The organism is Deefgea tanakiae (assembly GCF_019665765.1).
Lineage (GTDB): Bacteria > Pseudomonadota > Gammaproteobacteria > Burkholderiales > Chitinibacteraceae > Deefgea > Deefgea tanakiae.
On the sequence record NZ_CP081150.1, the window covers coordinates 706,232 to 732,115 of the forward strand.

A 25,884-nucleotide genomic window follows, 5' to 3' on the forward strand; every position below is an offset into this window, starting at 1 on the left:
CGATAGGGCGGTATTCTAGCACGCTGGCGCAAGTCGAAAAATATCCCCCATGCGCAGGGAGCACGATCTAGATTAAATTTAAGGTGAATTGATTGGGTACTAAAGGAATGCGGCGTTTTCGCCTGTGGGGTATTTATCTGTGGGCATCACCAGCAAGCATCTGTGGGTTGATACTGGCACTGCCTTTATTAGTGTTAGGCGCAAAGCTGCAGCATTTTGATGGCGTGTTAGAAATTTGTGCGCCATCCTGCTGCGCGCAATGGATTCGCCGTTTCGGTGCTATTACGTTTGGCCATGTAGTGATTGCGAGAGATGCTAAGCAAATGGTGGCACTGCGCGCCCACGAGCGCGTGCATGTGCGGCAGTATGCGCGCTGGGGTATCTTGTTTTTTCCGCTGTATTTAGCGTCAAGTTGTTGGCAATTACTGAATGGCCGCCGTTTTTATCGTGATAATTGTTTTGAGCGTGAGGCCTATGGCGATGCGCCGAGCTCACGCTCAAAGCGTTGATTTGTGTTGGCCAAAGTACCAAGTTGCCGCGCCAGCCTGCCACGCGGGGTATTTTCCCATCACTGCAGCTAGTAATTCCGATTCGGTGAATTGGGTCAGCCAAACTTGTAAGGCTTGTGGTGCCTGTTGCTGGAACCATGACTGATCAACAGCCGCAAACTGCCGAATAAACGGGGCAATTGCTGAATCACTCAAACGCAGTTGATTATCAATGAGGTGGGTATATTGCTCTAGCCTATGATTTATATTTTCTAGTAGCCAATACATCGCATTTTTTTGATGTTCGCTAGCGCTGAGTTCCTGATGACGCTCTGGATATTTGTATCGATCGAGTAATGGCTTGAATTCAAGATCGTGCTGCGAAATGAGCGCTAACTGCTCGGCGACGAGGGGAGCTGGATGCCAATGATGGGGATCGGATTGTGCGAGCGCCCATAGCATAATATCTAAACTTTGCTCGATGACTTGGCCGTTGGGCAATAGTAAAACTGGTACCGTGCCTTTGGGCGAGGTGGTGAGCAATTCAGCGGGTTTTGCGCGCAATACCACTTCACGCAATTCAACGGTGACGCCACTTTGCCAAAGCGCCAGTCGTGCGCGCATCGCGTAAGGGCAGCGGCGAAATGAGTAGAGAATGGGGAGATTCAAGTTCATTGTGATGCCATTAAATATAATGCGTCAGTCGTGCGAGTAGGCCGCAAGCCAGCCAACTGATTGCCATTAATCCCACTGGTTTGATTGTGCGGTGTAGTCCCCAGCCTGCAGCTAGCATCAAGATCAATACGACACCGCCACCCCAAAATGCAGGAAACAAACCAATCAGCCAGCTACTCAATCCACCGATCGCCAGCCAAGGTGAGGCGCTGAGGATAATTTGTTGCGCTCGGGTGGGCTGTGGGTCGGGTGCCAAGCTAGGTAGGTTGACTAAGAGCGGCGCGAGAAATCCGGCAGGGTCTTGGGCAAGGCCTTTGACCAGTGCGATAGAAACAGCGGGTGTAGCGCCTGCCGCGAGCAACATGCCTTGCAAGCCAAGGCTAGACTCTGCGCCGGGCGTGGTTTCTTCATCCGGGTCTGGCAGGATGGGGGGCGTAAATTGGCGTGCTGTGCGCGACAATTTCCATAGCTGCCATGTCGCACCGCCAAGGCCTAAGCACCATGCGGCCAGTTGTTGGCTGGCGGGGAGGCGATTAAAGCCCATTAAAAGCGCCAATATGCAGCCAGAAAACAGCAGCGCATCATTGGTTTTATGCTGTGCCAGCGCCCAAAAATGTTGGCTTGCAGTTTGATAGAGATTGAGTCCTTTTATCCCATGTTTTTTAAGTATTGCTTCGCAGGCATTGATGCCAAATGTATTCAGAGCGATACCTAGTATTTTAGTTTTGTTGCTTTTGATCGAGGTCGGATATTTTTGTGCGATTTCAAGCCAATACCATTGCCGTGCCGAGCCTGATTCTAGATCAGAGAGATAACGCATTACTGCGCCATGTTCAGCTAAAGTTAGCGGCGTAATTTTCATAGTGGAAAAAGATAATCGAAGAGTAACGCAGCAAAAATCGTTTCACCGATGCGGTTATTGGCCAAAAAAGCAGCAAAACACGCAGCCCGATCACGCGCACGAATCTGCCGATATTGACCGAATATCGCTACAGCCACTACGCCTAAACCCGCAAAATAAATGATGCCACGCTGAGTTAACACGCCAACCCAAACCATCAGCGCCAAAAAAACCACAAAACACAACATCACCGCCGCCACATCAAACCGGCCAAAAGTAATCGCCGAGGTTCTGATGCCGATTTTCAGGTCATCGGGTTTATCGACCATGGCATATTCAGTGTCGTAGGCCACCGTCCACAGCAAATTTGCCAGCATCAGCAACCATGCAATCATCGGTATTGAATTGGTTTGTGCTGCAAACGCCATCGGAATACCAAAGCTAAACGCGATCCCGAGATACGCCTGTGGTACTGGTAAAAATCGTTTGGTAAACGGATAACTCGCCGCCAAAAATAAAGCGGGAATCGTCAATGATAAAGCCAAGGTGTTAAGCGGCAGTGCAATCACGAGCGCAAGTAGCGCTAAAGCGGCGGCAAAATACAGCGCATGTCGCGATTTGATTTCGCCGGTTGCAAGCGGTCGATTTTTGGTTCGCTCAACATGGCCGTCAAAATCCCGATCAGCCCAGTCATTGATCACGCAACCGGCCGAGCGCATCAGCCACGTACCAAGGCAAAAAATCAGCACTAAATGCCAATCAGGGCGTCCTTGGCCCGCAATCCACAGCCCCCAAAGCGTCGGCCACAGTAATAATAAAGTGCCGATGGGCTTATCCATGCGGGCGAGGCGGAAGTAGGGCGAAAGGCGTTGCTTGAAGGATTGGGTCATTTAGATGCGGAGGCTGCAGGCGTTAAAATTGAGGGGGTGAAAACGTCAGTCAAAAATACTTCGGTGACCAGTAATTGATCATTGCCAGAAAAAAACACCGAACGTCGCGCCCATAGTGTGGCGGCTTGCGGACCCGCAGCCGCGACGGCTTTTTGCCACAGCGGATGGCGGCGATTGAGTTTGCACCATGATAAATGCGAGCGGCGAATGGTCGGGTCGGCGAACAAAAGCGCCCCCAAGGGGCGGCTGCCCGAGCGGCCAAACAGATGAAAGCCGCCGCGTAAACTGCTGCGCATCGTGATGCTGTGGGCAAACACCAGCGGCTTCTCCTTAGAGCAGAGTAGAACTTCACGTGTGGCCACCCTCATTTGTCGGCGAGGTAAGTGCAAAACAGCGCGTTCATCCAAGTGCGGCGTTTGCCAGCCTTGCTGCAAAACGCGAACGTTAAATTGCGGAAAGTGGGCGATCAAGCATTGGGTTAGCGAGCCGCGCTCACTCAACCACGGGCGAAGGAATCGAGGTGCGGAAATTAATGGGGAGTGCCAAAAGGCGGTGTGCGGCATAAAAGTCAGACGAGCTAATCAATCCTACCTATTATGCCATAGCTGCAATACGACCTGCTGTGTAGTCTTTTTTGCTTCCCCCCACTTGGTTAATTTTGCATTAGTGCATTAATTCTTGCTGAATTTACCAGTGAGTGTATATTGCTACTAATTGGTAGGTTTGTTTTTTTGGGAGTAATTTCAATGCCTTATCTTTTCTTAATGATTGTTGTTTTACTTAGTGCATGTGGCGGTGGTGGCGGCGGGTCAGCTGTACCTTCATCAACAGAGACGCCTGTTATTGCTCCTACACTTCCAGCTTCCACTTTGAATGTACGCTACGGGCCAGAGCTTCCCCAGACCGGCATATTAAAGCTACCGGCAGGGAACGGCCCACATCCTTTGGCGGTGATTATTCACGGTGGATGCTGGAATCGTTTTATTGCATCAGCAAGCTTGATGCAGCCGATGGCTGATGCTTTGACTCGCGCAGGATGGGCAACTTTAAATTTAGAATATCGTGTTTCCAATGATCCGGGCTATCAAGCCCCAATGACCTTCACTGATATTGCCTTGGCCATGGATTCCCTGCCGCAAATGGTGGGGAATTTGCCAGTCAATTTGAAGAGAACTGTACTTGTGGGGCATTCGGCGGGCGGACATTTGGCTTTGTGGGCCGCTGCACGCCCGAGCATTCCTGTCACGAGTGGCTTGTATAAAGCGAACCCTATTTTGCCACAAGCCGTTATAGGCCTTGCCGCGATTCCAGATTTGGTGGCTTACCAAGCTTCATTTGGATGTGGGAGTTATATTTCAAATTTGCGTGGGAATTTCAGTGATGCAGAAGTAAGCCCGCAAGCGATGCAGTCTAAAATACCAACATATTTATTTTCTGCCGTCTTTGACAACATTGTCAGCGCAAATTTTGCGGATGCATATCAAAAGCTGCAAATGTCTCAGGGGCAGATCGCAACAGTGACCACGGTGAGCGGCGATCACTTTGTACTCATTCAATCCTATGGCATCGTTTTTGATGAAATACTCAAGCAGATGAATGCAGTGCCTGCCGCACCTTAAGTTAATGCGATGTAGCCCGGATTGGTGAATGGTGACAAAGCTGTTTGCCAATCCATATAGGTATGCTCATACAAGCAAAATAATTTATGGCTTGTGCCAAAATACACTGATTTTTTCCGCATAGATTTGTGTGCTATCCCAGATTCAATAGTTATACGATTTGTAAAATAATTGCATTTAAAAGCATATCGCTGAAGTCGTGAGACATATGGGCTCGCGCTTAAGGCCGTGGCACGGTAAAATGCGGCGTTTTCCCGCACACCCTTGGACAATTCGGTATGGATAAAATTCTGATTCTTGATTTCGGCTCACAAGTCACGCAGCTGATTGCCCGTCGTGTGCGTGAAGCACATGTGTATTGCGAATTGCATTCGTTTGACGTGAGCATCGACTTCATCAAAGAATTTGCCCCTAAGGGCATTATCTTATCGGGCGGCCCAAACTCGGTGTACGAGTCGGACTATCAAGCCGATCCAGCTCTATTTGAACTAGGCATCCCAGTGATGGGTATTTGCTACGGCATGCAGTGGATGGCACAAAGCTTGGGCGGTAAAGTCGAAGCGGGCACCGTGCGCGAATTCGGCTTTGCTGAAATCGAAGTGAACGCCGCCAATCCATTATTCAAAGGCCTATCTGACCGCGTTCATGGCGATAAAACTTGCCTTGAAGTGTGGATGAGCCATGGCGACAAAGTGACTGCGATGCCAGCAGGCTTTGAAGTCATCGCTAGCAACGCTTCTTGCCCAATCGCGGCAATGGCCGACGTTCAACGTGGTTTTTACGCGGTGCAATATCACCCTGAAGTGACGCATACGCTGAAAGGCCGCGAAATGATTAATCATTTCGTGCTGGATATTTGTGGCTCTGAACCAAGCTGGACAATGCCTAACTACATTGATCAAGCCGTGGCGAAAATCCGTGAACAAGTTGGTACTGATGAAGTGATCCTCGGTTTGTCAGGTGGTGTGGATTCATCAGTTGCTGCGGCGTTGATTCACCGCGCGATTGGCGATCAACTCACTTGCGTATTTGTTGATAACGGTTTACTGCGTCTGAACGAAGGCAAACAAGTCATGGAAACCTTCGCCGAGCATTTGGGCGTTCGTGTGATTCACGTTGATGCGACTGCGCAATTTATGGGCCATTTGGCGGGTGTGTCTGACCCAGAAGCCAAACGCAAAATCATCGGCCGCGAATTTGTTGAAGTATTCCAAGCCGAATCAGCTAAATTGCCAAGCGCAAAATGGCTGGCGCAAGGCACGATTTATCCTGATGTGATCGAATCGGCTGGCGCAAAAACCGGCAAAGCCCACGCGATCAAGAGCCACCACAATGTGGGCGGCTTGCCAGAAACGATGAAATTGAGCTTGCTTGAGCCATTGCGTGAATTGTTTAAAGACGAAGTACGCGAACTCGGCGTGGCGCTCGGCCTCGCGCCAGAGCTGGTTTACCGTCACCCATTCCCAGGCCCAGGTCTTGGCGTCCGTATCCTTGGTGAAGTGAAGCAAGAATACTGCGAACTCCTCAAACGCGCCGATGCAATCTTTATCGAAGAATTGCGCTCTGCTGTGGATGAGAAAAGCGGTAAAAACTGGTACCAACTCACCAGCCAAGCGTTTGTGGTGTTCTTGCCAGTGAAATCAGTCGGCGTAATGGGCGATGGCCGCACCTATGACTACGTGGTGGCACTTCGTGCCGTTGTGACCAGCGACTTTATGACAGCCAAATGGGCAGAGCTGCCGTATGACTTACTCGGCAAAGTCTCAAACCGCATCATCAACGAAGTACGCGGGATTAACCGCGTCGTTTACGATGTATCCGGCAAACCACCTGCGACGATTGAGTGGGAATGATCCCACGTCTGGCATCGCCTAGCACCAAGTAGCAGCAAACACCCCTCAAGCCCGCATTCCTGCGGGCTTTTTTACGTCTTGGCTTGGCATTGACTGGCAAGATTTAGCACCACCAAGCATTAGTTTTTCATGGCACGGCTAATGGTATTCTTTTTTTCAAGGCCATGATCCACTGCCAATACCATGCCAAGTCCTATTTGTTGCTCATGGTATCAAAATCGCTGAAACCCTTTGTTTATAAGGCTTTCAGCGCATAAAAAGCAGGCTTTTTGATCATGGTATTTTCAACCTTAAATTGAATGAAACCATGCTCACTGATACCAAAATTCGCAGCCTCAAGCCACAAGACAAAATCTACAAGGTCAATGACCGCGACGGTCTTTATGTGGCGGTCACACCAGCAGGATCAATCTCGTTTCGTTACAACTATTCAATCAATGGCCGACAGGAAACCATCACCTTCGGACGCTATGGTGTTGGGGGGATCACATTGGCAGAAGCTCGCGAGCAGTTGGGCGAGGCGAAGAAGCTAGTTGCAGCAGGTAAGTCGCCAGCCAAAGAAAAAGCACGAAGCAAAGCCCGAGTCAAAGATGCTGAGACATTCGGTGCATGGGCGGAAAAATGGCTGCGTGGCTATCAGATGGCCGATTCCACCCGCGATATGCGCCGGGCTGTTTATGAGCGTGAGCTAAAGCCAAAGTTTGGCAATCAGAAGCTGGCAGAAATCACCCACGAGGATTTGCGGGCGTTGACTGATTCTATTGTTGAGCGTGGTGCTCCAGCTACGGCGGTGCATGTGCGCGAATTGGTTATGCAGGTGTTTAGGTGGGCAGTCGAGCGCGGACAGAAGGTAGAAAATCCAGCTGATTTAGTGCGGCCAAGCGCGATAGCGACATTTGAGCCACGCGACCGGGCATTAACTCCCGATGAAATCGGCTTGATGTATCAATACATCGAGCGCATCGGTACAGCGCCATCTATCCGGGCTGCGGCCAAGCTGCTGTTGCTAACGATGGTGAGGAAAAGCGAACTGACGAATGCAACGTGGAGTGAGATTAATTTTAGTGAAGCGCTTTGGACGATTCCCAAAGAGAGAATGAAACGGCGCAACCCGCATCTGGTTTTTTTGCCCCGGCAGGCATTGGATATTTTCATTGCACTGAAAATTTTCGCTGGTGGCTCTGATTATATTCTGCCATCGCGTTATGACTCAGATTCACCAATGAGTAGCGCAACACTGAATCAGGTGCTAACGCTGACGTATAAACTGGCGCAGAAGGAGGGCAAGCCGCTTGCCAAATTCGGCCCGCATGATCTGCGGAGAACCGCCAGTACCCTGTTGCATGAAGCGGGGTACAACACGGACTGGATCGAGAAAGCGCTAGCGCATGAACAGCGAGGTGTGAGAGCGGTTTACAACAAGGCCGAGTACCGGGAACAGCGCACGGCCATGTTGCAGGATTGGGCGAACATGATTGACGAGTGGACGATTAAGCGGCCACAACTATAGGAACAAAGCACGGGCGCAGAGGATGAGCGCCCGATAATTTACGCTCTGCGATCCAGCTTTCGATCTCGGCCAAATCCCATGCCACATTCCGGCTGGTGAGCGCTATACGGCGTGGAAATTCCCCACGCTGTTCCATGTTAAAAATCGTGCGCTCGGATAGTGGAATAATTTCCAGTAGCCGCTTGCGGTTGATGAGTTTATTTATTGCCATTATTGTTTCCCTATCTTAAAAGTAATCCAGTCCGTAGCCACATTCATCACACTCAGACGCCGCATCGCCAAATTTCAGCGTGGTGTCTGGTGGCTCAATCCAAATTCCTTTTTCACCGCAATCAGGGCAGATCAGTACAACTTTTTTCATTGGCCGTCCGTCACGAAACGGCGGTACATCAAGTGCATCCATTGCCGGAGAGCCAAAGGGAACGTCAAATTCTTCGATATGATCCATCGCCATTTCGTATTACTCCGAGTCAATATTGCGAACATTCAATTCATTGATGACAAGCTGTGCAATCAGGTACAAGCCTCCACACAGAACAAAAATCCACGGCATTGCGGACCATGAAATTGAAATGCTCAATAGCTGGCAGGCCATCGCATACAGAGCTACACCGCTCAATCCGCCAAGCGATCCATCAAACAAAAACCAGCGGTGAAATTGCGAAATTGTCATTTTATTCATGGTGTATTTCTCCTCTAAATAGTCGGTTTCAAACTCGATCAACTTGTAGCAGCACAAGAATTTCGGTTTGGTTCAGGTCTTTGCCTTCGCCAAGTGGCAGGCTAAAAAATGGCAGGTGTGATTTTTCGGTAGTGGATTTGGCGCTGGTTAAGCCGCCGATCACATACACTTCACCGGACTTGGCCAGCAGGTTTGTTTTGATTTCGCGCTTAATCAGCGTGGGCGATGCACTAACGCCAGTTTTGGTTGCCGCAAAGTTTGAGATTTGCTGGGTAATTGCCAAATCAACAATTTCATCGCGGATATTCGGCGCAACATCGAGAATGACCCCTGATGATTTGTATTCAACGGATTGAATGGGGTTGCCGTTCTTATCTAGCACGGCAGCGCCTAGCACAGGCACATCATCGCCTGACATAAAGCGTGCCGCCGCAGCGTCTTTCACACGCACATGTGGCCGCGAAATGACTTTGAAGCGGGTATCGGTTGATACCAGTGATGCCACTAAATCCAAGCTGCCCGTTGCTAGTGTCATGACATTGCCAGTGGCCGCTGCAGGCGACATACCCAGCGATACTCTCAGCTTGCCATCAAACAACTTGAGCAATGCACCTACGCCCCATGAGTCGGTGTCTGTCGTCGAGAACTCATAAACCACCGCTGAAATCTGCACCTGTGCTTCTGGCAAATCGATTTGCTGGATCAGGCCGCGCAATTGGCTGACTTCTTGTGCGGGGCCGCTAAAGATTAATAGATCGTGATGCTTATTGATTTGCGAATAAGCCGAGCTGCCACCGTCCTGAATTGGTGCTTGACCCGGTATGGCCGTAGTTGATGCTTGCACTGCTCGCTGAAAGGTAAATCGACCTTTCTGAAAAAGACTGGATAACAAGTCAGAAAAATAAGTGATGTCGCGAAATTTTGGGCGATACACAAATATTTCATTCGGTTCAGCAGGAGTGGCCGCTTTAGTGCTCAAGCGCAAATAATCCGTGCCATTCTGAGTTTCGACCCCAAGACCAGACATGGCCAACACACTGAGGAACAAGGCGCGGTATTGTTTCGGTTCTTTCGCATCAAACGAGACCGTCACTTTGTCGGCAATTTGCTGCGCTTTGGGATCAATGACGAAATTCTTGTGTTCAATTTCGGTGTAATACAGCTTGGCCAACTCAAGGACTGGCAGCGCATCAAAGAACAGGCGTGACTTAGGCGGCTGATCTGTAGCCAGCGCCATTGATGTGAAAAACAGTAAAATCAATGCAAGGCGTTTCATTGCTTGGACTCCGTGGCAATCGGCAATGCCGCGCCAAATGGCGTTGTTTCAAGTTCGCTCCCCGACCAAAAGGCAACCATTTCACCATCGACATAGCCCGATGTAGTCAGGCCATCAATGGCAAAGCTGGTCGCTTTTATCATCCGAAAATGTTTCCCATCGTGCAGGCTGACCAGCAACGTGCCATCTGGCTTTTGCAAATATCCGTTCAAGCGCCAGCGTGACATACCTTCGGGCTGACTTTGCGCTTTACCGCCGCTGTTTTGATTTTGCTGAGTCGCAGTAGGCAATGCCTTCGCTGAGTCCTTCGCCCCCGGTGTTACAGGTTCCGGGTGAAAGAATTTCCACATGTTGTAAAAGCCAACGGCGAAAACAATGATCGTGCCGATGACCAAAGCCCACAGACGCCAATCTTTGAGCAGGTTTTGGCGATCATCAATTTGATGTTCTTTCCCTGTTCCTCCGGTGTATGACGAATACAGCGGAAAAATGGCTTTGTCGTATTTTTTGGGGAAGGTGTTCACCCGGGTTTTAGCGTTGAGCTTGTAACCCTCATAGACCTCGACTCGGTAGGCTTTGCTCAAGCCGAGTGATTTGAGCTTGACGGTTCGAAAGGTCATTTCAACGACAACGCGCAAAATGCGATGCAGGTCGGTAATGTCTTGAACCATCAGCACCAAGTCACAGCAAACCTTGGTGACCGGGCTGACGTAATGCCGATGCTCGCGGAAAAATATCTTATGCTCTTGGGCGATCTTGCAATCGCAGCCCCAAAAGCGCCAAGCCTCGTCAATACAAACTAAATCGCCCGGCTGCACCGTCGTTTCGGCCTCTGTTCCGTGGCAGAAAAATTCCGGGCTTGATACCGTGTCATTCGAAACGTGAACAACATGGCCCAGTTTTTCCAGTTCATCGCCGTGCTTGTCATGCAGGTAAGCGCGGATTGCATCGCTATCAATATCGGCCACGTTGGTAATCACGCGCCGACCTCGGCGAACAGCCTCAAGAATAACGCTACTCACGCATTCATAAGATTTACCCGACCCCATTAGGCCAGTGTATGCATTAATTGGCATGGCTTACCCAATGACCGGAATACGACGAATTAGAAAGCGAGTGACATAGGCAGCGATCACCATCTGAATGCCAGCGGCAATTTCAAACGCATCCAGATACCACCACACTGTTGGCGCTACACCGCCAAATGCAGAATTCAGCCCATCAACACCGGGTAGCAAATCAATCAAGTTTTCGGCCATCAGTTGCACCAGATAAAACACCGCGAACGCGACGACGAACTTCACAATCAGCGTGCGAAAAACCCAACCAATCACGGCATTGAATGCCGAAAGCAAAATACCAAACATGATTTACCTCATGCCGCCAAGACGATGAAAAGAGCAGCCAAAGCCCACATCAACAGTGCTGCCGATGACATCACTTCTTTGTGCTGCTCGAACAGTTGGCAGTGCGCGTCAAATGCACCTGAAAATGGGTGGCCCATCAGCGAAAAATTGAACTCGCCAGTCGGGCATTGAGCGCTATGACTCGGTACTTGAAATCCTTTTAATGGCTCAAGTGCATCATTGATTGGCGCAAAAATTTCTTTGCCTGTGGGCGTTTGTTCCAGTTCTGGTGATCCGATGACTGGATCAGGCCCCAAATCAATTTTTGTTGCACCCGCAGGCGGATTAATGGGCTGCGTGCCGGGATTCGTTACGGCTGTCACGGGTGGAATCGGTAGTTGCGGTGTTGATTTAGGATTAATCGCTGGCGATACAAAATCGCGCACTTTTGGATATGAATTGGGGTTCTTTACGCGCCAGTCTTCAACATCACCTTCGGTAATCGGATCCGCTGCGTCATAAGGCAAACCACGATAATCAGGTTGTAATGCCGCATTACGCCAAAGCGCATTGGCTGCTGCCGCCAACTGCTGCGGATGAACTTGAGTGTCTAATGCAGCTTCCGGCAATCTGCTGATTGCGTCAGCCGGGGTGAGTCCTGTGCCAGTACCGGGAATTGCAGGGAGAGGTTTAAAATCATAAGCAACACATTCTTTATCACGTAACCACTTTCCCTTTGGACAAGCGGTGTGCGCGGGAGGGCTAGCAACGTACTCGACGGTCAAGCTAGATGCTGTCGTTAATTCATCACCCGTTTGGCTTGGCTGGCGATACACGGCATTAAAGGCGCATTTGTAGATGATGTTGCTTGTTTTGGTGCAAGAGACATCGCGGTAACCTTTGTATGCAGCGTTATTTTCTGGTGAAAACCGAATTGAAATTGCTTGTTGGCCAACGGCTTCTGGATCAGCACCAATGACCGCAGGACCGACTTGCGTATATGCGCGCCAGTATGGGCCATTCAAGGGCAAGCCTGTTGAATTGTCGATTGGCACAAACTCAGTCATTGAACCAACTTCAATCGTGCCATCAGGTTTCCAAAACCATGAAATAACTTTGTCGATTAAAAATGGGAGTGCAACGCTAGCAACCACTGAAATTCCTGCTGCAGCCAAAATCACAGGCCATGTTGCCCCGGCAACAACCCCGCCAGCAATGGTCACTACTGCTGCACTTACACCATTCACTGTTGCGCCATAACGCGGATCATTAGCGGCCACATAGTTGTAATTTGGATCGTTCGCTGCACGCCCCGGGGTGATACGCTTGGCCGCTTTTTGAGCGACCAACTCACCAACTGCCCGCCCCATATTGGGGTTATATGCAGGAACGGCAGCAGCCATAACCCGGATGCTCAATATCAGTAGCAATAAAACCAGCGTCAAATTCTTCACGATTGAAATCCACGGATAAAAGACCAGCCGCATAACGCACCAAGACAAAACATTGCTAGATACCAAAACTCTGCAGCCATAACGCCCCCAATTAGTCCAACCCGCTTTCTATTGGGAAAATGACTTCTCCCAAGAGGAAACGGGCGGGAAAACCCGCCCAAACTTCGATTAGGCGCCTTTCACTTTTTTCAAAATGAATTCAGCAGCTTTAATAGCCAAATACACGCCAAGAATGACGGCAGACACGGAAAGCAAACCTGTTTTCACATCATCGAAATTCACAGCTGCAACAAGGCCGTTTACATCAGTAATCGGCGCTGCGGCCGCGAAAGCGCCTGCAGATGCAAAAGTAGTAGCGGAAACCGCTGCAATTTTTTTCATCAAGTTCATGGTCATACTCCTAGTTAAAAACGGGAAAGCGCCCGTTACGCTCTTTTCACTAAATTGACGATGGAACCCATCGCAATTCCGAGAAGCCATACCGCCAGCACCGTGCAAAGGCCAAATGAAAAATATTGGCCTGCCGTTGCTGCTGAAAATGCTTGATTTGCAGTCTCAAAGTGAGCTGCATTTGCTGGATCAATCACATAAGCCTGCACAACCTTCGTGGTTTGCCCTGCAGGACAGGGAACACGAGTCGGCATACCCGGCATGCACACGATCACATTGACTACTTGCCCGAGTGCCATGCTTATCCCCCAAGCCGTAAAGGTGGACTGGAATTACGCCGATTAGATTTAGAATCGCATGATTGCAGTGGCACTAATAACGGCTGTTTTTTTTCAGATGCATCGAAATGAAGCAGAGGAGAAAGAGATTGCTGCCCTAATGAATCGACCTGATTTTCTAATCTACAGTTATTTAAAATATTCCGAGGAAGGTCAAAACCCTTAAAAACCAATTCCCATTCACGTTCTCGAGTAATAATCGTACTCCCTGAGTTTGTATCAATAAGCCCTTTGATTTTTTGTACTGGCTCACGATACCGATTCAGTCCCGCATCCCGCTTTAATAAGACCTTTCGATCTAATTTCATTAAATGGGTGAACTCTGCCCAATCACCACGATCTGCTGCATCTGCTGCCGCAGAGAATTCATCATTAGTCAGGCCATCAATTCTTCTTAGTTCTCGCCAAATACCAACCGGTGCTGAACCAATAAACTGGAATTGGCGAATGCCCCAGCAGCTAGCCCACGCTTTTACTCGTGTCGCAGAGCTAACAACATCAAGGCCGGAATCAAAGTCTTTATCAATAAGACCTTGTGAATCAAACATTCCTTGCCCATTCATGTTTTTACATAGATATTTAATTAAATAGCCTGCAGCACTGCCTTTGTGATAATCAATATCTTTAACATTGAAACGGTGTTTCCATGCCATTGGTTCGTATTTATCCATTTTCCGAAAATACTTGCGAAATAAACGGACAACTAAGCCACGTTGTTTTCGAGGTACGAATATAAGTAAATGCCAGTGTGGACATGCATTGCCATGCGGTTCTGCAACACGCATACCAAATAGATCAATACCATAATCAGAAAAAGCAGCTCGTAAAAGGACCCAGACAGCGCATAGATAGTCGTTGGCATCTCTCGGATTAGATCCATCAAAGTTTGGATTATTAAATGAATAAGCGCCTGTTTTATCTAGCTTTTGCGCGTGAAATTTTGAAGGACATGTAACAGTAATAAACAAACCTACATACCCTAAACTAGAGCCTATTCCCTCTAATCCAATTAAACGGCACATAGTTTCAGCTAGTTTTCTCTCGTTATTTGCAACAAAATCAGCTAACGTTACTTCATTACCAAGATCATTTATTACAACAGCATTTTGAAGCATTTCTTCATTTCGCTGATTGCGTGCTTGGAAACGTTTTACTTGTTCATTAGATACATAACATTCAGAAAATTTATTAATAATTCCGTTGAGGATGTGCTCGTGCTCTAATGCTCTTTCTTGATTAGATGATAATTTCCGTTTCCAAAATTTTTCATTTTTTAATCGTAAAGCTGACCCTTCAATATGTTTTGATTTAACTGTTGCTGAATATTTCTCTAAAGCATAATTAATAAGAAGTGCTGATGATTCTTCTTCTGAATTTCCGAAATTTCGCTGCATTCCACAATACTGCGTCATTTCATTAGCACGAGCTTTGGCCAGCTTCTGCAGATCGTCATAGTCAGCTGCTAAATCAGGGGCAAATGGGGTTTGTTTCCACTTAGTTGCTTGCTGCCGCAACCAAGTGTTTGCAAAACGGAGCCCCGCAGCATCATTACCTCGTAACGCTTGCCATTTTTGACGCAATATTTGATGAAGCGAGGTATGAATTTTCGCCAAAATGCCATCAACAAATGCCAATTCACTCGCGATTTGGCGCTGGCGGACCGCCTCAGGACTAAATGACAGGTTTAGGCTGCGGGACTTCATGGCGATTAATCTTCGATCGCAGAATAGACATTCACAACAGGTTTGCGAGTTACTTTTTCTCCCGTTTCTTTGTCTAAATATTGGAAACTTTTTGCGCGATACCCACCGCAGCTAACAAGAATTTCAACGGTATCGCCGGATTGGCCAAGACGTTTTTTTGAGCGAACTTCAACAGAGTGTGGTGGGGTGTATTGATCAACGGCAGGTAGTGTAATTTCAGAATAGGTGTACTCATCAGCGCGACGCACAGAATTTACGCGGCCAAAGAGCAAGGCTTGGTTTGGTTTCAGTGATAACTTTTGATTTTCTTGGGCAGTGCTCATTTTTGTGATCCTTGTAAAAATATTGGGGCTACGTTTGTGATTCAGATTTCCTGTGTTCATCGCTTCGCATTGCCGTCCGTCCTCGCAGGCTGCGGGCGGGGCGGCAAGCCAACACGCGCTGAACAGGAGAATTGCTTATAAAACTGTCCAGATGGGTTAACATTACGCATAATTGGAATGCATGATCACGATAAACTGTGATTATGTATCACGTATATTGTGATAAATGTTCACGATTGTGTCAAAGAAAATTTGTGGGGGAGTTTGAGAATGTCAACCATAGAGCAGAGGTTAAATTCAGTAATTGCATATAAAACAAAGGCGTATGGTCGATTTTCGGTTCTCGAAAATGACACAGGTGTAGGGTCGGATACATGGAAAGCGTGCTGGCATGGCCGTCAAAGAGCGACATCACAGATGATTGAACAAGTTGCCCGGTTTTGGCCTCAATATGCTTTTTGGGTTGCGACAGGGATTACAGATCCAGACCGTGGACATGTCGCTCCGCCCACTTCAGAAGTGTTTTTTCCAATTATTAGAGGTAAAGAAATAATCGAGGCAACTGATTATTTTAAATATCTAATAAAGTTAGATAATGAAGAAGGTACGGATGAGGATAAAAAGATAAGGACACTAGAACGAGAAACAGCTTTTGCTAGCATTGAAAATGCAATTGGTGAAAATAAAGCACTGTCAACAATTAACAAGCCAATAGAAAATTTGGAAGAAGCAGCTAGAAAAGATTTATATGAGTTATTTATCGATCAGGATTTTAAAGATAAATTAAAAGTAAGGAATAAGATAGAAGCTAAAGTTCAGGCTGAATTTATTAAGTGGGCCGACAACATCAAAGTGCACATAAAAATTGTAAGTGCAATTATGAATATTCCGGGAATTCCTAAGAGGTTCAAAAAAAGCGTAGTTGAGAAATATGCCGATAGTGCGAAAGACGATAAATAGCTGAAATAAGTAATAATATTGGGTGTTTTCTAAAAACCTTGGGGCTAGCCCCAAACCCTACTCTAGCTTGCGAGGCGGCGGAGTCAGGGGGTTAAAAGCCCCCCCTAACTCTGCTTTAAGCTTGTGGTCGCTACGTGAGCATCAAGGGGCTTTCGCGGCATAAAACGCGGCAAAAATCCGCCACTTTTATTCCACGTCCCCTTGACCCTCACTCTACTTAGAATATATTTCTTGATGGGGTGCCGCTTGTGTTTTCTTAAGTACGAGGCTCATTGCTACCAATCAGTACACACTGTAAATTTATAATTTTTAGTTTTGCTTAGTTAAAAACGTTTTCAAAAAATTAATCAATGGAATTAAATCATTTTTGTACTTGTTGTAAAAATGGTCGAAGATTATATTTTCTGATTTGTGTTCTTTGTATTTTCTGAATAACGTTTTTGGATTTGTATAGCGCTCAGCTTGTTGCAATCTCTGTAGTTGACTTCCTTGAATATGATAATCATCATAAAACACTTCTTCAAAATTTTTGAAGGGAGTGCAGAATGCCTGCGGTTTTGTTCCGTGGCTAGTGCCAGATTGGTCTCCATCATATACTACATAAACATTTCTAGGTTCGCCAAAAAAATTCTGGCGTGCATTTCTTTTTATTAGGTCGTAAACATTGGTTGCGCCTGCAATATATATTATTATATATCCATAATAAGTGTTTATATTCTCTTTTACAATTAAGTACTTCAAGAAGTTTTGTAGCACTATGTCTTCAGTTAGGATGTATTTGTCCCATCCTGAAAATCCAAATAAAATACTTTTTACATAGCTGTATGGGACTTCTTTGATTGAAATGATATTCTCATTTTCTTCCATGTAAAATAATTCTTTGTCAAGTAAAGTTCGCATTAGCGCTAAGGAGTGCGTGGTAAATAAGATGCAAATATTATTTGATTGGCAAAATTCTCTTAGCCATTTTATTAGCTTTACTTGTGCTGCTGCATCAAGAGATATTTCTATTTCGTCAATGATTATTATCTTTACTTTTGATGCTACTTTTTTAAATAAGCTTATCAAGAAGTACTCGCCTGAGGATAAATAATCCTCACGAATATATCTGCCATTGTCGAGTAAAATGCAATAATAGGGTTCGTTTTTTATTTGAATTTCTATTAAGTTGTTGAATTTGCTTGTTTCATAGATCTGAGATAAGAAGCTAATTAATTCAGTAGGCTTGTTGTACTCATTTATACCGATTTTGTGTCTTATATCCGAGTCGAATTTCCCTATGCGTTGAAAAAAATCAAATCTTTGCCCGTATGGAATGGGTAACTCAACATCAAAATGCTTGCTAATTTCAACTTTCGGTGGATTTTTGCATTCTAAGGTGGAGACTGCTGAGTCATACTTGTACTCATGATCTGAGCCTTCAATAGTATAAGTAATTGAACTTTCTTCATTGAAAATTGAGGCTGGTGATGTGTTTAAAAATGTGTCACTTCTTGAAATATTTTTTAATGCTTTAATTAATGTTGTTTTTCCTACTCCATTTTTACCAACTAAACATTGTAAGCTTCCTGGTGTTAGTTTTAAGTCGTAATTTAGTTCTGAGATGTGCTGAACATTTTTTATTTTTATAGATACTTCCATTATTAACCTCTTGTTTTGTGAATGAAGAAATCAATAGTCGTTGCCCCGTATTTCTTCTTGAGTTTGTATAGATATGGTTTGTCAACGGCATTTATATAATTTAAAAGACTGCCTAAATTTAATATACTCTTCTCCAATTCATTTTCTGATATTTTTTTGAATTTTTCTTTGTCAGTTCTGTAATGGTGCAAAAGAATCTCTGTCTTGTTTTTTATTTTTGAATCTACTGTTAACTCCCCGTTCGGCATTATAACCATGCCTAGTATTTTTACTTGTTCACCGATGCTTTTGATCTTGCTTTTTTTTGTATTTATATGAAACGCATTACCGGATGTTTTGAGTAATGTTTCTTCTGTAATTTTTTCAATGTCATCAAGTAGATTAAGGCTGTTTGCAGAAAAAATAATGTCATCAGAGTACCGGGAGTATTTAATGTCGTTTAATGTGCAGTGTTGTTTTATTATTTTGTCAAAATCAAAGAGGACTGAATTGCTTATTGGTGGTGATGTAGAGAATCCGATTGGTAGCTTTCCATCGATTAGAATTAAATTTTTAACTTGCATTGCATATTTTTCAATGTCAGATACTGGAATGGAACTTAAGCTTATTTTTAATGAATGGTCTATGTGTTGTTCGTTGATGCAACTGAAGAAGTCAATAATGTCAGACTGGTAAAAGTACTTTCCCTTTGCGTGTATTTTTACGGCATCAACTACATTGTGACCCTTTCTGTAGGAGAATACCACTTCTTCATTTATGCGAAGGTATTCAAATACAAATAGATTTAAGAATTTATGGAAGTCTTTGAGCTTCTTTGTTGTAGAGTAAACTATTCTGTTGTTGTGTTGAATAATTGTATATTCATCTATGGTATTTAAATTTATAAACTCTGAAAATTTATATTTGCCATGGAACATTGAATTAAATGCAGACTCAAGGTCTGGTTTTTTCATATTAATGGCCCCTTTATGATTTTGTTGTACTCAAACTTGTCTTGAATTTATTTTCAAATGATTGCTTAAAGTTTTGAAAAGGTCTACCTATTATCTAATTATGCATCATTGGATAAGGATACGGTAGCAGTCTTGGGCAGTAGTTGTGCAATAGATGGACTTTTTTACATAACCTCACGTGGGCGAGTTTCCCCTTTCCTCTGACGGTTTAGGCCATAGCAGGTACTGTTTTGGGCGTGCCCATAGCGGTGAAACGATTCAGCAACACGGCCCAATAGATGCTGTGTTCCACACAATTTAATCAGCAACATGCAGGATGTTGAAAATGAACTTATTTGAGTGAATCTAAGAAAGAGGGCAGGATGATGTCATTCTCAATAGAGGAAAAATGCAAAACATGTTGATTCAATTTATGCTGAAATGTTATGGAGACTTACAAAATCAGTGGGTCAGTTGAGGATTTGGCGTTAAGTGAAAAAACAGTATAGAAAGTTTTAGCTTGGCATGCTCATTAGTTTGCTAAGCAAACTAGTCTCAGCAGAAACGTTTTTTCGGGAGTTGTAGCTAGGAATTTGATAGGGGAAGTGGCATTGAGTTTTTACGTATCTGGTGTGTGTTACCAGTGATGAAAGATCATTGATAACACACACCTGACGTAAACTAACTATAGCGCAGTAGAGGCCAAGACTAACGACTGGAGATGCTCCTAGTCCTTGGCATAGTGCAATAATAGAAAGTCTTGTCGTAAATGTCAAGTGAACCTGGGGTCATTCAACTCCGCCCAGCATACTCTGGTTCTTCGGAGTTCCTATGTGGCTCCATCTCAGCTTCAACCAACTTCAAAGCCATTACATATGCCTCACCAGCAGCCTTGTAGATCTGTGTCTCGCGCTCCTCTTCGCCCTTGAATGGCTCATTGATTTCACCCAAATGGACCAGCTTTGAACGGTAGTTATACAGTTCGTTAAAAGCCTCCGCCTGATTCTTGCCGAGTTTCTGACGAACAAATTTTCTACATGACTTTCCGATGGAGTATTTTTTACATCCTCCCACAGCAAGTGCCAAGGACTCTTTTTGGTCCTTACTCAGCGACGACTCTTGAATTTTCTGCACGAGTTCATCGACAACCTCTTGCTCTTCATTGCTTCTGCGTCCTCCCGATCCCGCCAGCATTTCAATCACTGTCATGGAAAGGATTAACCGCACCATGCTTGAATATTCAAAGTGAATTGCACCTAGCATGTCGATGACCGATAACATCGGGGATGCGACATGGTAACCTGCGTAGTATTTCGCGATTCCTGAAGAAAACTTTGAATAATCAACGCTCTCGAATTCATGGGAAGGTTCTGGGTCCCACACTATCATGCTTGCAGGGTATGCTCGGCGGGATGCGAGTTGCTTAAAAATGAAACCTTTAAGAATATAGTTGTGTTCCATTTCTCTCAGCACAACATTGAGGGGATACTCGTCATGCCCACTATTGGCAGTACAAATGCCGAAATGCTGCTCCAGCGCAGCCAGCTTCATCGCCTGCTCGAGCTTGAGCATCTCGAGACTTGCGGCGCGGTAGGTATCGAATCCTTCGCCCTCTATCGCTAACTGGTTGGACTGGGAGATTAAAGCTCCCGTGGTCGAGGCAGTGAGGAAAATATCCCTGCCATCAAAAATTCGAACCTTCTCCTGATCCACATTAATGTTGCTACCAGAAAGCTTGAACGAGATCCGGAAGTTGAATGTTTTTGCCTCACTCTGCATACTGCTTCTACTCCTGTTTTAGTGCGAACGACGTTCTCTTTCGTAACAATAGCATCTGCATAACGGATCTTAGTAAATTTGCATCCATCTTCTGGCTCATTTCCCAATAGTCCAGCGTTGTATTTGATTATGAGTGATGCGAAGAGTTCTCGAGCAGCATAGGGAGCGCTTCTCTGTGTGGGTCGCAATCTCGCCGAATGCGGATTGCGTACCATGCGACTAGAGCTTAGTGGTTTACAGTCGTGTAACAATATAGCCGCTGAACATGGCATTTTTCATGGCATCGAGTTCAGTTTACTTTGCAAGCTTTTGTGAAATAAAGGCTCCTTCTGCTTGTTGATGACTGAGTGGGAATAATATCGAAGTGACTGCTTCCTAGTGAGATTCAAAAAGCCCAATGCTAGTTGGGCTTTTTTTATTGTGCTTTAAGATTCAAATCAATTACCCAGTTTGGCTAATATGATCGATGAGCCAACTACACGCAGGCCCTAATATTGCGTGACGTGACCAAATTACATCGACTTGAACGTTGCGTGGCCAGTTGGGGAGTTTGAGTTGGACAAGCTGATTTTGTCCAAAATATTCCGCTTGCCATGTAGGCAGCGCCGCCCAGCCAAAACCGCGCAAAGTCATTTCTAGTAGCATTAAATAGCTGGGCGCTAGCCAGCAGCGCGGGCTGTATTGCGCATTACTGTTTTCCATATAGCTGCTAAGCACCAATTCGCGGTGCTCGGCCAGCATGGCGACGCTGGGATTCTCGATTTTGGCTAAGGGATGCTGCTGGCTAACGTAGATCGCCATTTCGCGTCGACCAGGAATCGGCAGCGCTGAAAAATCTGCGCCATAGGAGGCTTGCGCACGGATCAAACCCAGATGCGCCCGGCCAGTGTGTAGTAGATGCAGCACGTCTTGATCTTCATCGGCTAAACATTCTAAACGGAGTAGCGGAAAGCGCTCGGCAAATTCGCTGAGTAGCGATTCAAATTCACGTGATTGAAAGGTATCAGACATCACAATGCTCAGTTGCGCTTCAAGCCCTGCGTGCAAAGCGCTGGCTTGGCGCTTGAGCGCATCGTGACTATTGAGTACTTGCCTTGCATGATTTAGTAATTGCACGCCCGCTGGCGTGAGCTTAATTTGGCGCGCAGTTCGATCAAATAGCGCCAATCCTGCATCGACTTCTAAATTACTAATCGCTTCGCTGATTGTCGATTGGCTTTTACCTAAATGCCGCGCCGCAGCGGAAAATGAGCCGAGTTCTGCGGCTTGTACAAAGGCGCTGAGCGCGTCGATTGAATTAAACATATCGGAAATCCCGATGGTTGTTGATTTTTATATAACGGTAAAGTCGCTGATAATCGCTGTCACTGTCAAGGAAAAATGAAGGGAAACAGATGAAATCAGCAACGAACACGCTGCCAGCAAAAACATTGAAAGAGCGTTTTATGCATGCGCTACTATTTGAAATCGGCGGTATTGCACTTGCCACACCATTGGCTGCTTGGGCGATGGGCTCATCAGTCAGCCACGTTGGGGTTCTGGCTGCGATGTTGGCTACGACGGCCATGCTATGGAATATGGTGTTTAATTTTGGCTTTGAAATCATCGAGCGCCGTCGCCAATGGCAACGTACACCGCGCATTCGTGCCTTGCATGCGGTGTCTTTTGAGACGGGATTTATCGCTTTTGCCTTACCGCTGACTATGTGGTGGATGGGAATCGGGATCTGGGAGGCACTGTTACTGGATCTTGGATTTTTCTTATTCTTTTTGCCGTATACCTACGTGTACAACTGGGCGTATGACGCTGCACGGGCTTACTACTTCCGTCGATTGCAGCTCGCTTCAGTTTAATCATGCTATGCATGCCTGATTTCAGGTAAAACCGACTATGATTGCAGAACTTTTTATATGACTCCGAGTTTGATCATGCAGCCAACGGCTTACCAGCAATTAGTCTCTGTGTTTACCCGCATTTACCGCTTTGAGCATTTAGCGGCGATGGTGGGCTGGGATCAAGCGGCGATGATGCCGCCAGAAGGGAATGACGCGCGCGGTGCGGCCTTGGCTGAGTTGGATGTGTTAATTCATCACAGTTTGACCGATCCTGCTTTGGCTGCGACCATTGCCGCAGCCAGTAGCGAAGATTTAAATGAAGCAGAGCAGGCCAGTTTGCGAGAAATGAAACGCCAATGGGAGCACGCCAATTTATTACCAGCCAGTTTGGTTGAGGCGAAAACTTTGGCGGGTTCAAAGTGTTCACATGAATGGCGCACACAGCGTGCCAATAACGATTGGGATGGCTTTTTGGCCAATTTCCGCGAAGTGGTGCGCTTGTCGCGTGAAGAAGCACAGCTACTCAGCCAACACAGCGGCTTGTCGCCCTATGAAGCTTTAATGAATAAGTATGAGCCGGGCATGACCTGCGCCGAATTGGATCGTATTTTTGGCGATGTGAAGCAGTGGTTGCCTGAATTAATCCAACAAGCGATGACTAAACAGAGCAAGGAACCGGTGATTGCCGCGCAAGGGCCGTTTGCGATTGAATCTCAGCGCGCCTTGGGGCTGGAGGTGATGAAGTTACTTGGCTTTAATTTTGCAGCAGGTCGTTTGGATGTCTCGCATCATCCATTTTGCGGCGGTGTGGCAGAAGATGTGCGGATCACCACGCGCTATACCGAGGATGATTTCACGCAAAGCATGATGGGCATCGTGCACGAAACGGGCCACGCGCGTTACGAGCAAAACTTGCCGCGAGATTTAGTGCATCTGCCTGTAGGGCGCGCGCGATCGATGGCGGTGCATGAAAGCCAAAGCTTGTCGTTTGAAATGCAATTGGGTCGTAGCCCCGCCTTTTTGGCTTTGATTCAGCCTTTGGTGCAGCAGCATTTGGGTGAGCAAGCCGCTTTTTCTGCCAGTAATCTGGCCAAAATTTATACCCGCGTGAAACCTGATTTCATTCGGGTTGATGCCGACGAGCTGACTTATCCGGCCCACGTCATTTTGCGCTATGAAATTGAGCGGGCGCTGATTGATGGCGACATCGAACCCGATGAAATTCCAGCTTTGTGGAATCAAAAAATGCTGGCGTATTTGGGCGTGGATACCCAAGGCAATTTCAAAAATGGCTGCCTGCAAGATATTCACTGGACCGATGGCAGCTTTGGTTATTTCCCAAGTTACACACTCGGTGCGATGTACGCCGCGCAATTTTTTGCGACGATTCGCAGTCAGTTTCCTGATTTGGATCAGCGGATTGCGGCGGGTGATTTAGCGCCTATTTTTGACTGGCTGAAAACGCATATTTGGACGCCTGCCAGCCGTTGGGAAACCGCTGAACTGATTCAGCGCGCTACGGGTGAGTCGCTCAATCCGGCACATTTTCGCCAGCATTTAGAGCAACGCTATTTAGGCTGAAGCGTTTGATTGCCGCGCTGTGCGCTATTTGCTGCAGCCTTGGCGAAGCGATAGATGATTTTTTTGTGGGTATGTTTCTCTGGTCTATTTAAAATAATGCCCAGATGAATATACCTATTGATAATTAAAAATGCCTCGATTGCTCAAAGCTTGCGTTATTATGTTTGAATGATGACGATAGAAATTTTACCGCCGTATTGCGGCGTGGCAATGAGTGATGTGGTGTTGGTGCAAACGCCCGTTGATTTTGCGCGGGCTTTGGCCGTGTTAAGCGCTACTGACGTTTTGGGTTTTGATACCGAATCCAAACCTGTATTTCACAAAGGTCAAGCCTCGAACGGCCCGCATTTGATTCAATTGGCGACCGATCAACAGGTTTTTTTGATTCCGATCGGTCGTGGCGTGCAAACCGCAGAGCTTAAAGCCATTTTGGAATCGACCACGATTCTGAAAGTGGGTTTTGGCCTCAGCGATGATAAGCAACGTTTGCAAGCCAAATTGGGTATTTCAACCGAAAACGTCCTCGATTTGGCCCGTGCTTTACGTACCGATTCTCGCAGCGATATGGGCGCCAAAACCGCGGTTGCGCAGTTTTTTGGCCAAAGATTGCAAAAATCGAAAAAAATATCAACGTCAAACTGGGCATTTTCGCCCTTATCAGAAAAGCAAATGCAGTACGCCGCTGATGATGCGCAAGTTGCACTGCGTGTGTATCGAGCATGGTTGCGTCAGCAAGCGCCTGCAATCGAATAAGTAAGATCCACGTTACTCATTTTTCAGTACTTGCACTTAAGTACATGCTCGTTCGGCAACACAAACCATTCTTTCAAAAAGTCGATCATCGCTCTGACCTTGGCGGGCTGGGGCGTGCGGGGTGGATACACCAAGTAAAACGCATTTTGATTGGCGCGGGCATTCTCAATTAAGCGAACTAATCTTTGCTGCATAATATCTGCGGCCACCAAATAGCTGGGAAGGCGAGCAATCCCTGCACCAGCCAATGCCAGATTGCGGATCAGCTGATGATCGTTGATCTGCAATGGGCTTTGTATGCTGACGATATCTGCGCCGTCATTAAATATCCATTCCAACGGATTTTTAAAGTGGCTATTGGCAATGCACGGCCATTCTTTGAGTTCGCTTAGCTGTTGTGGCGCTGCCTTTTCGGTGAATAAAGCGGGAGAGGCAACCAGCCAATCATCGGCATTCATAATGGGTATCGCGATGACGCGCTCGTGTGCTGCTGGCTTGCTACGTATCGCTAAGTCAAATCCATCCGTTTCTAAATCACGCATTTCACGCGATAAATCGAGCTCCACTTGCACCGCAGGATAGCGTCGCCGAAACGCAATCAGGGCTTCGGCCATAAACGTGCCACCAAAACTAGTTGGCACGGTGATTCTGATTTTGCCACTGATTTGTCCGCTTGCTTCATGCACTGCTTGTTCTGCTTGGGCGATCCATTGCGGCCATTGCTGGCAATGAGCCAGATAAACGCGGCCTGCTTCGGTCAGGCTGAGTTTGCGTGTGGTACGAAACAAGAGCTGTACGCCAAGCTGTTTTTCTAATTGGGCCACGCGGCGACTGGCAAGCCCTTTGGTGTAGCCCAGTTTCTCGGCGGCGGCGGTAAAACTGCCGTATTCGATCACTGCGGCGAAAGTGATCGCAGCCAGTAATTGCTGATTCAATGGTTCTATTGGGTTCATAAAGTAAACAATCAGTTTATATTTTTCTAGATTATCAATTATTAGCGATTTGATAAGATGTA

Annotated in this window: 28 protein-coding genes; 8 read left to right on the forward strand and 20 right to left on the reverse strand. The window is 46.5% G+C overall.

The window, feature by feature from the left end; translation table 11 throughout:
* Nucleotides 1–107 precede the first annotated feature (107 nt).
* Nucleotides 108–509: a hypothetical protein gene (locus K4H28_RS03400; protein WP_221007007.1), complete on the forward strand. Its 402-nt coding sequence runs from the start codon at nt 108–110 to the stop codon at nt 507–509.
* Here K4H28_RS03400 and K4H28_RS03405 read toward each other — a convergent pair.
* The 4 genes from K4H28_RS03405 to K4H28_RS03420 are packed head-to-tail and all read right to left on the reverse strand — an operon-like array spanning nt 498 to nt 3,457.
* Entirely contained in the window at nt 498–1,163 is a 666-nt protein-coding gene (locus K4H28_RS03405; RefSeq protein WP_255573608.1) for a glutathione S-transferase, read from the reverse strand. The two genes, K4H28_RS03400 and K4H28_RS03405, sit on opposite strands and share 12 nt — an antisense overlap.
* 10 nt (nt 1,164–1,173) lie before the next feature.
* Nucleotides 1,174–1,983 (reverse strand): hypothetical protein, encoded by an 810-nt coding sequence (locus K4H28_RS03410; RefSeq protein ID WP_221007008.1) that lies wholly within the window; start codon nt 1,981–1,983, stop codon nt 1,174–1,176.
* Nucleotides 1,984–2,021: 38 nt separating this feature from the next.
* Nucleotides 2,022–2,894, reverse strand: a complete 873-nt coding sequence (ubiA, locus tag K4H28_RS03415; protein ID WP_221007009.1) for a 4-hydroxybenzoate octaprenyltransferase — start codon at nt 2,892–2,894, stop codon at nt 2,022–2,024.
* On the reverse strand, nt 2,891–3,457 hold the full coding sequence (locus K4H28_RS03420; RefSeq protein ID WP_221007010.1) for a chorismate--pyruvate lyase family protein: 567 nt from the start codon (nt 3,455–3,457) through the stop codon (nt 2,891–2,893). Before K4H28_RS03420 ends, ubiA begins: the two co-directional genes overlap by 4 nt.
* A 141-nt stretch (nt 3,458–3,598) precedes the next feature.
* Here K4H28_RS03420 and K4H28_RS03425 point away from each other — a divergent pair, with 141 nt between their 5' ends.
* The 3 genes from K4H28_RS03425 (at nt 3,599) to K4H28_RS03435 (ending at nt 7,876) form a co-directional block, all read left to right on the forward strand.
* The gene (locus K4H28_RS03425) at nt 3,599–4,513 is read left to right on the forward strand and encodes an alpha/beta hydrolase (RefSeq protein ID WP_221007011.1); all 915 of its coding nucleotides are present in this window, start codon (nt 3,599–3,601) and stop codon (nt 4,511–4,513) included.
* Nucleotides 4,514–4,791: 278 nt separating this feature from the next.
* Nucleotides 4,792–6,366: a glutamine-hydrolyzing GMP synthase gene (guaA, locus tag K4H28_RS03430; RefSeq protein WP_221007012.1), complete on the forward strand. Its 1,575-nt coding sequence runs from the start codon at nt 4,792–4,794 to the stop codon at nt 6,364–6,366.
* A gap of 307 nt (nt 6,367–6,673) precedes the next feature.
* Nucleotides 6,674–7,876, forward strand: a complete 1,203-nt coding sequence (locus K4H28_RS03435) for a tyrosine-type recombinase/integrase (protein ID WP_221007013.1) — start codon at nt 6,674–6,676, stop codon at nt 7,874–7,876.
* On the opposite strand, the gene K4H28_RS03440 is transcribed toward K4H28_RS03435, so the two are convergent.
* The 11 genes from K4H28_RS03440 to K4H28_RS03490 all read right to left on the reverse strand — a co-directional run bounded on the left by K4H28_RS03440 (nt 7,857) and on the right by K4H28_RS03490 (nt 15,388).
* Nucleotides 7,857–8,087 carry a helix-turn-helix transcriptional regulator gene (locus K4H28_RS03440; protein ID WP_221007014.1) on the reverse strand — a complete coding sequence of 77 codons (231 nt, stop codon included), beginning with the start codon at nt 8,085–8,087 and terminating at the stop codon, nt 7,857–7,859. The two genes, K4H28_RS03435 and K4H28_RS03440, sit on opposite strands and share 20 nt — an antisense overlap.
* Nucleotides 8,088–8,102: 15 nt before the next feature.
* Complete coding sequence (locus K4H28_RS03445; protein ID WP_221007015.1) at nt 8,103–8,330, reverse strand: hypothetical protein; 228 nt, start codon at nt 8,328–8,330, stop codon at nt 8,103–8,105.
* Nucleotides 8,331–8,336: 6 nt separating this feature from the next.
* Nucleotides 8,337–8,558 (reverse strand): hypothetical protein, encoded by a 222-nt coding sequence (locus tag K4H28_RS03450; RefSeq protein WP_221007016.1) that lies wholly within the window; start codon nt 8,556–8,558, stop codon nt 8,337–8,339.
* A gap of 28 nt (nt 8,559–8,586) precedes the next feature.
* The gene (locus K4H28_RS03455; protein WP_221007017.1) at nt 8,587–9,834 is read right to left on the reverse strand and encodes a type II secretion system protein GspD; all 1,248 of its coding nucleotides are present in this window, start codon (nt 9,832–9,834) and stop codon (nt 8,587–8,589) included.
* Nucleotides 9,831–10,910: a zonular occludens toxin domain-containing protein gene (locus K4H28_RS03460; protein ID WP_221007018.1), complete on the reverse strand. Its 1,080-nt coding sequence runs from the start codon at nt 10,908–10,910 to the stop codon at nt 9,831–9,833. Before K4H28_RS03460 ends, K4H28_RS03455 begins: the two co-directional genes overlap by 4 nt.
* A gap of 3 nt (nt 10,911–10,913) precedes the next feature.
* A complete protein-coding gene (locus tag K4H28_RS03465) occupies nt 10,914–11,201 on the reverse strand; it encodes a DUF2523 family protein (RefSeq protein ID WP_173531985.1) in 288 nt (95 codons plus the stop codon).
* An 8-nt stretch (nt 11,202–11,209) separates the two neighbouring features.
* Complete coding sequence (locus K4H28_RS03470) at nt 11,210–12,634, reverse strand: hypothetical protein (protein ID WP_221007019.1); 1,425 nt, start codon at nt 12,632–12,634, stop codon at nt 11,210–11,212.
* Nucleotides 12,635–12,802: 168 nt separating this feature from the next.
* On the reverse strand, nt 12,803–13,015 hold the full coding sequence (locus K4H28_RS03475) for a hypothetical protein (protein WP_221007020.1): 213 nt from the start codon (nt 13,013–13,015) through the stop codon (nt 12,803–12,805).
* A 44-nt stretch (nt 13,016–13,059) separates the two neighbouring features.
* Nucleotides 13,060–13,323: a hypothetical protein gene (locus K4H28_RS03480; protein WP_221007021.1), complete on the reverse strand. Its 264-nt coding sequence runs from the start codon at nt 13,321–13,323 to the stop codon at nt 13,060–13,062.
* Nucleotides 13,324–13,325: 2 nt separating this feature from the next.
* Entirely contained in the window at nt 13,326–15,065 is a 1,740-nt protein-coding gene (locus K4H28_RS03485; RefSeq protein WP_221007022.1) for a replication endonuclease, read from the reverse strand.
* Nucleotides 15,066–15,070: 5 nt separating this feature from the next.
* On the reverse strand, nt 15,071–15,388 hold the full coding sequence (locus K4H28_RS03490) for a hypothetical protein (protein WP_221007023.1): 318 nt from the start codon (nt 15,386–15,388) through the stop codon (nt 15,071–15,073).
* A gap of 270 nt (nt 15,389–15,658) precedes the next feature.
* Here K4H28_RS03490 and K4H28_RS03495 point away from each other — a divergent pair, with 270 nt between their 5' ends.
* Entirely contained in the window at nt 15,659–16,348 is a 690-nt protein-coding gene (locus K4H28_RS03495) for a hypothetical protein (RefSeq protein WP_221007024.1), read from the forward strand.
* Between the two features lie 309 nt (nt 16,349–16,657).
* Here the strand turns inward: K4H28_RS03495 and K4H28_RS03500 are convergent, their stop codons facing one another.
* From K4H28_RS03500 to K4H28_RS03515, 4 genes are all read right to left on the reverse strand, one after another.
* Entirely contained in the window at nt 16,658–17,989 is a 1,332-nt protein-coding gene (locus K4H28_RS03500; RefSeq protein ID WP_221007025.1) for an AAA family ATPase, read from the reverse strand.
* A gap of 2 nt (nt 17,990–17,991) precedes the next feature.
* A complete protein-coding gene (locus K4H28_RS03505) occupies nt 17,992–18,942 on the reverse strand; it encodes a reverse transcriptase domain-containing protein (protein WP_221007026.1) in 951 nt (316 codons plus the stop codon).
* A 771-nt stretch (nt 18,943–19,713) separates the two neighbouring features.
* The gene (locus K4H28_RS03510; RefSeq protein ID WP_221007027.1) at nt 19,714–20,700 is read right to left on the reverse strand and encodes a hypothetical protein; all 987 of its coding nucleotides are present in this window, start codon (nt 20,698–20,700) and stop codon (nt 19,714–19,716) included.
* A gap of 441 nt (nt 20,701–21,141) precedes the next feature.
* Entirely contained in the window at nt 21,142–22,005 is an 864-nt protein-coding gene (locus K4H28_RS03515; protein ID WP_221007028.1) for a LysR family transcriptional regulator, read from the reverse strand.
* An 89-nt stretch (nt 22,006–22,094) separates the two neighbouring features.
* Between K4H28_RS03515 and K4H28_RS03520 the strand changes: the two genes are divergently transcribed.
* From K4H28_RS03520 to K4H28_RS03530, 3 genes are all read left to right on the forward strand, one after another.
* Nucleotides 22,095–22,553, forward strand: coding sequence for a multidrug/biocide efflux PACE transporter (locus K4H28_RS03520; RefSeq protein ID WP_221007029.1), 459 nt, complete (start codon nt 22,095–22,097; stop codon nt 22,551–22,553).
* Nucleotides 22,554–22,628: 75 nt separating this feature from the next.
* On the forward strand, nt 22,629–24,116 hold the full coding sequence (locus tag K4H28_RS03525) for a carboxypeptidase M32 (RefSeq protein ID WP_221007030.1): 1,488 nt from the start codon (nt 22,629–22,631) through the stop codon (nt 24,114–24,116).
* Nucleotides 24,117–24,284: 168 nt separating this feature from the next.
* A complete protein-coding gene (locus K4H28_RS03530; protein WP_221007031.1) occupies nt 24,285–24,869 on the forward strand; it encodes a 3'-5' exonuclease in 585 nt (194 codons plus the stop codon).
* A gap of 23 nt (nt 24,870–24,892) precedes the next feature.
* Here K4H28_RS03530 and K4H28_RS03535 read toward each other — a convergent pair whose 3' ends face one another.
* Nucleotides 24,893–25,822 (reverse strand): LysR family transcriptional regulator, encoded by a 930-nt coding sequence (locus tag K4H28_RS03535; protein WP_221007032.1) that lies wholly within the window; start codon nt 25,820–25,822, stop codon nt 24,893–24,895.
* Between the last annotated feature and the right edge of the window lie 62 nt (nt 25,823–25,884).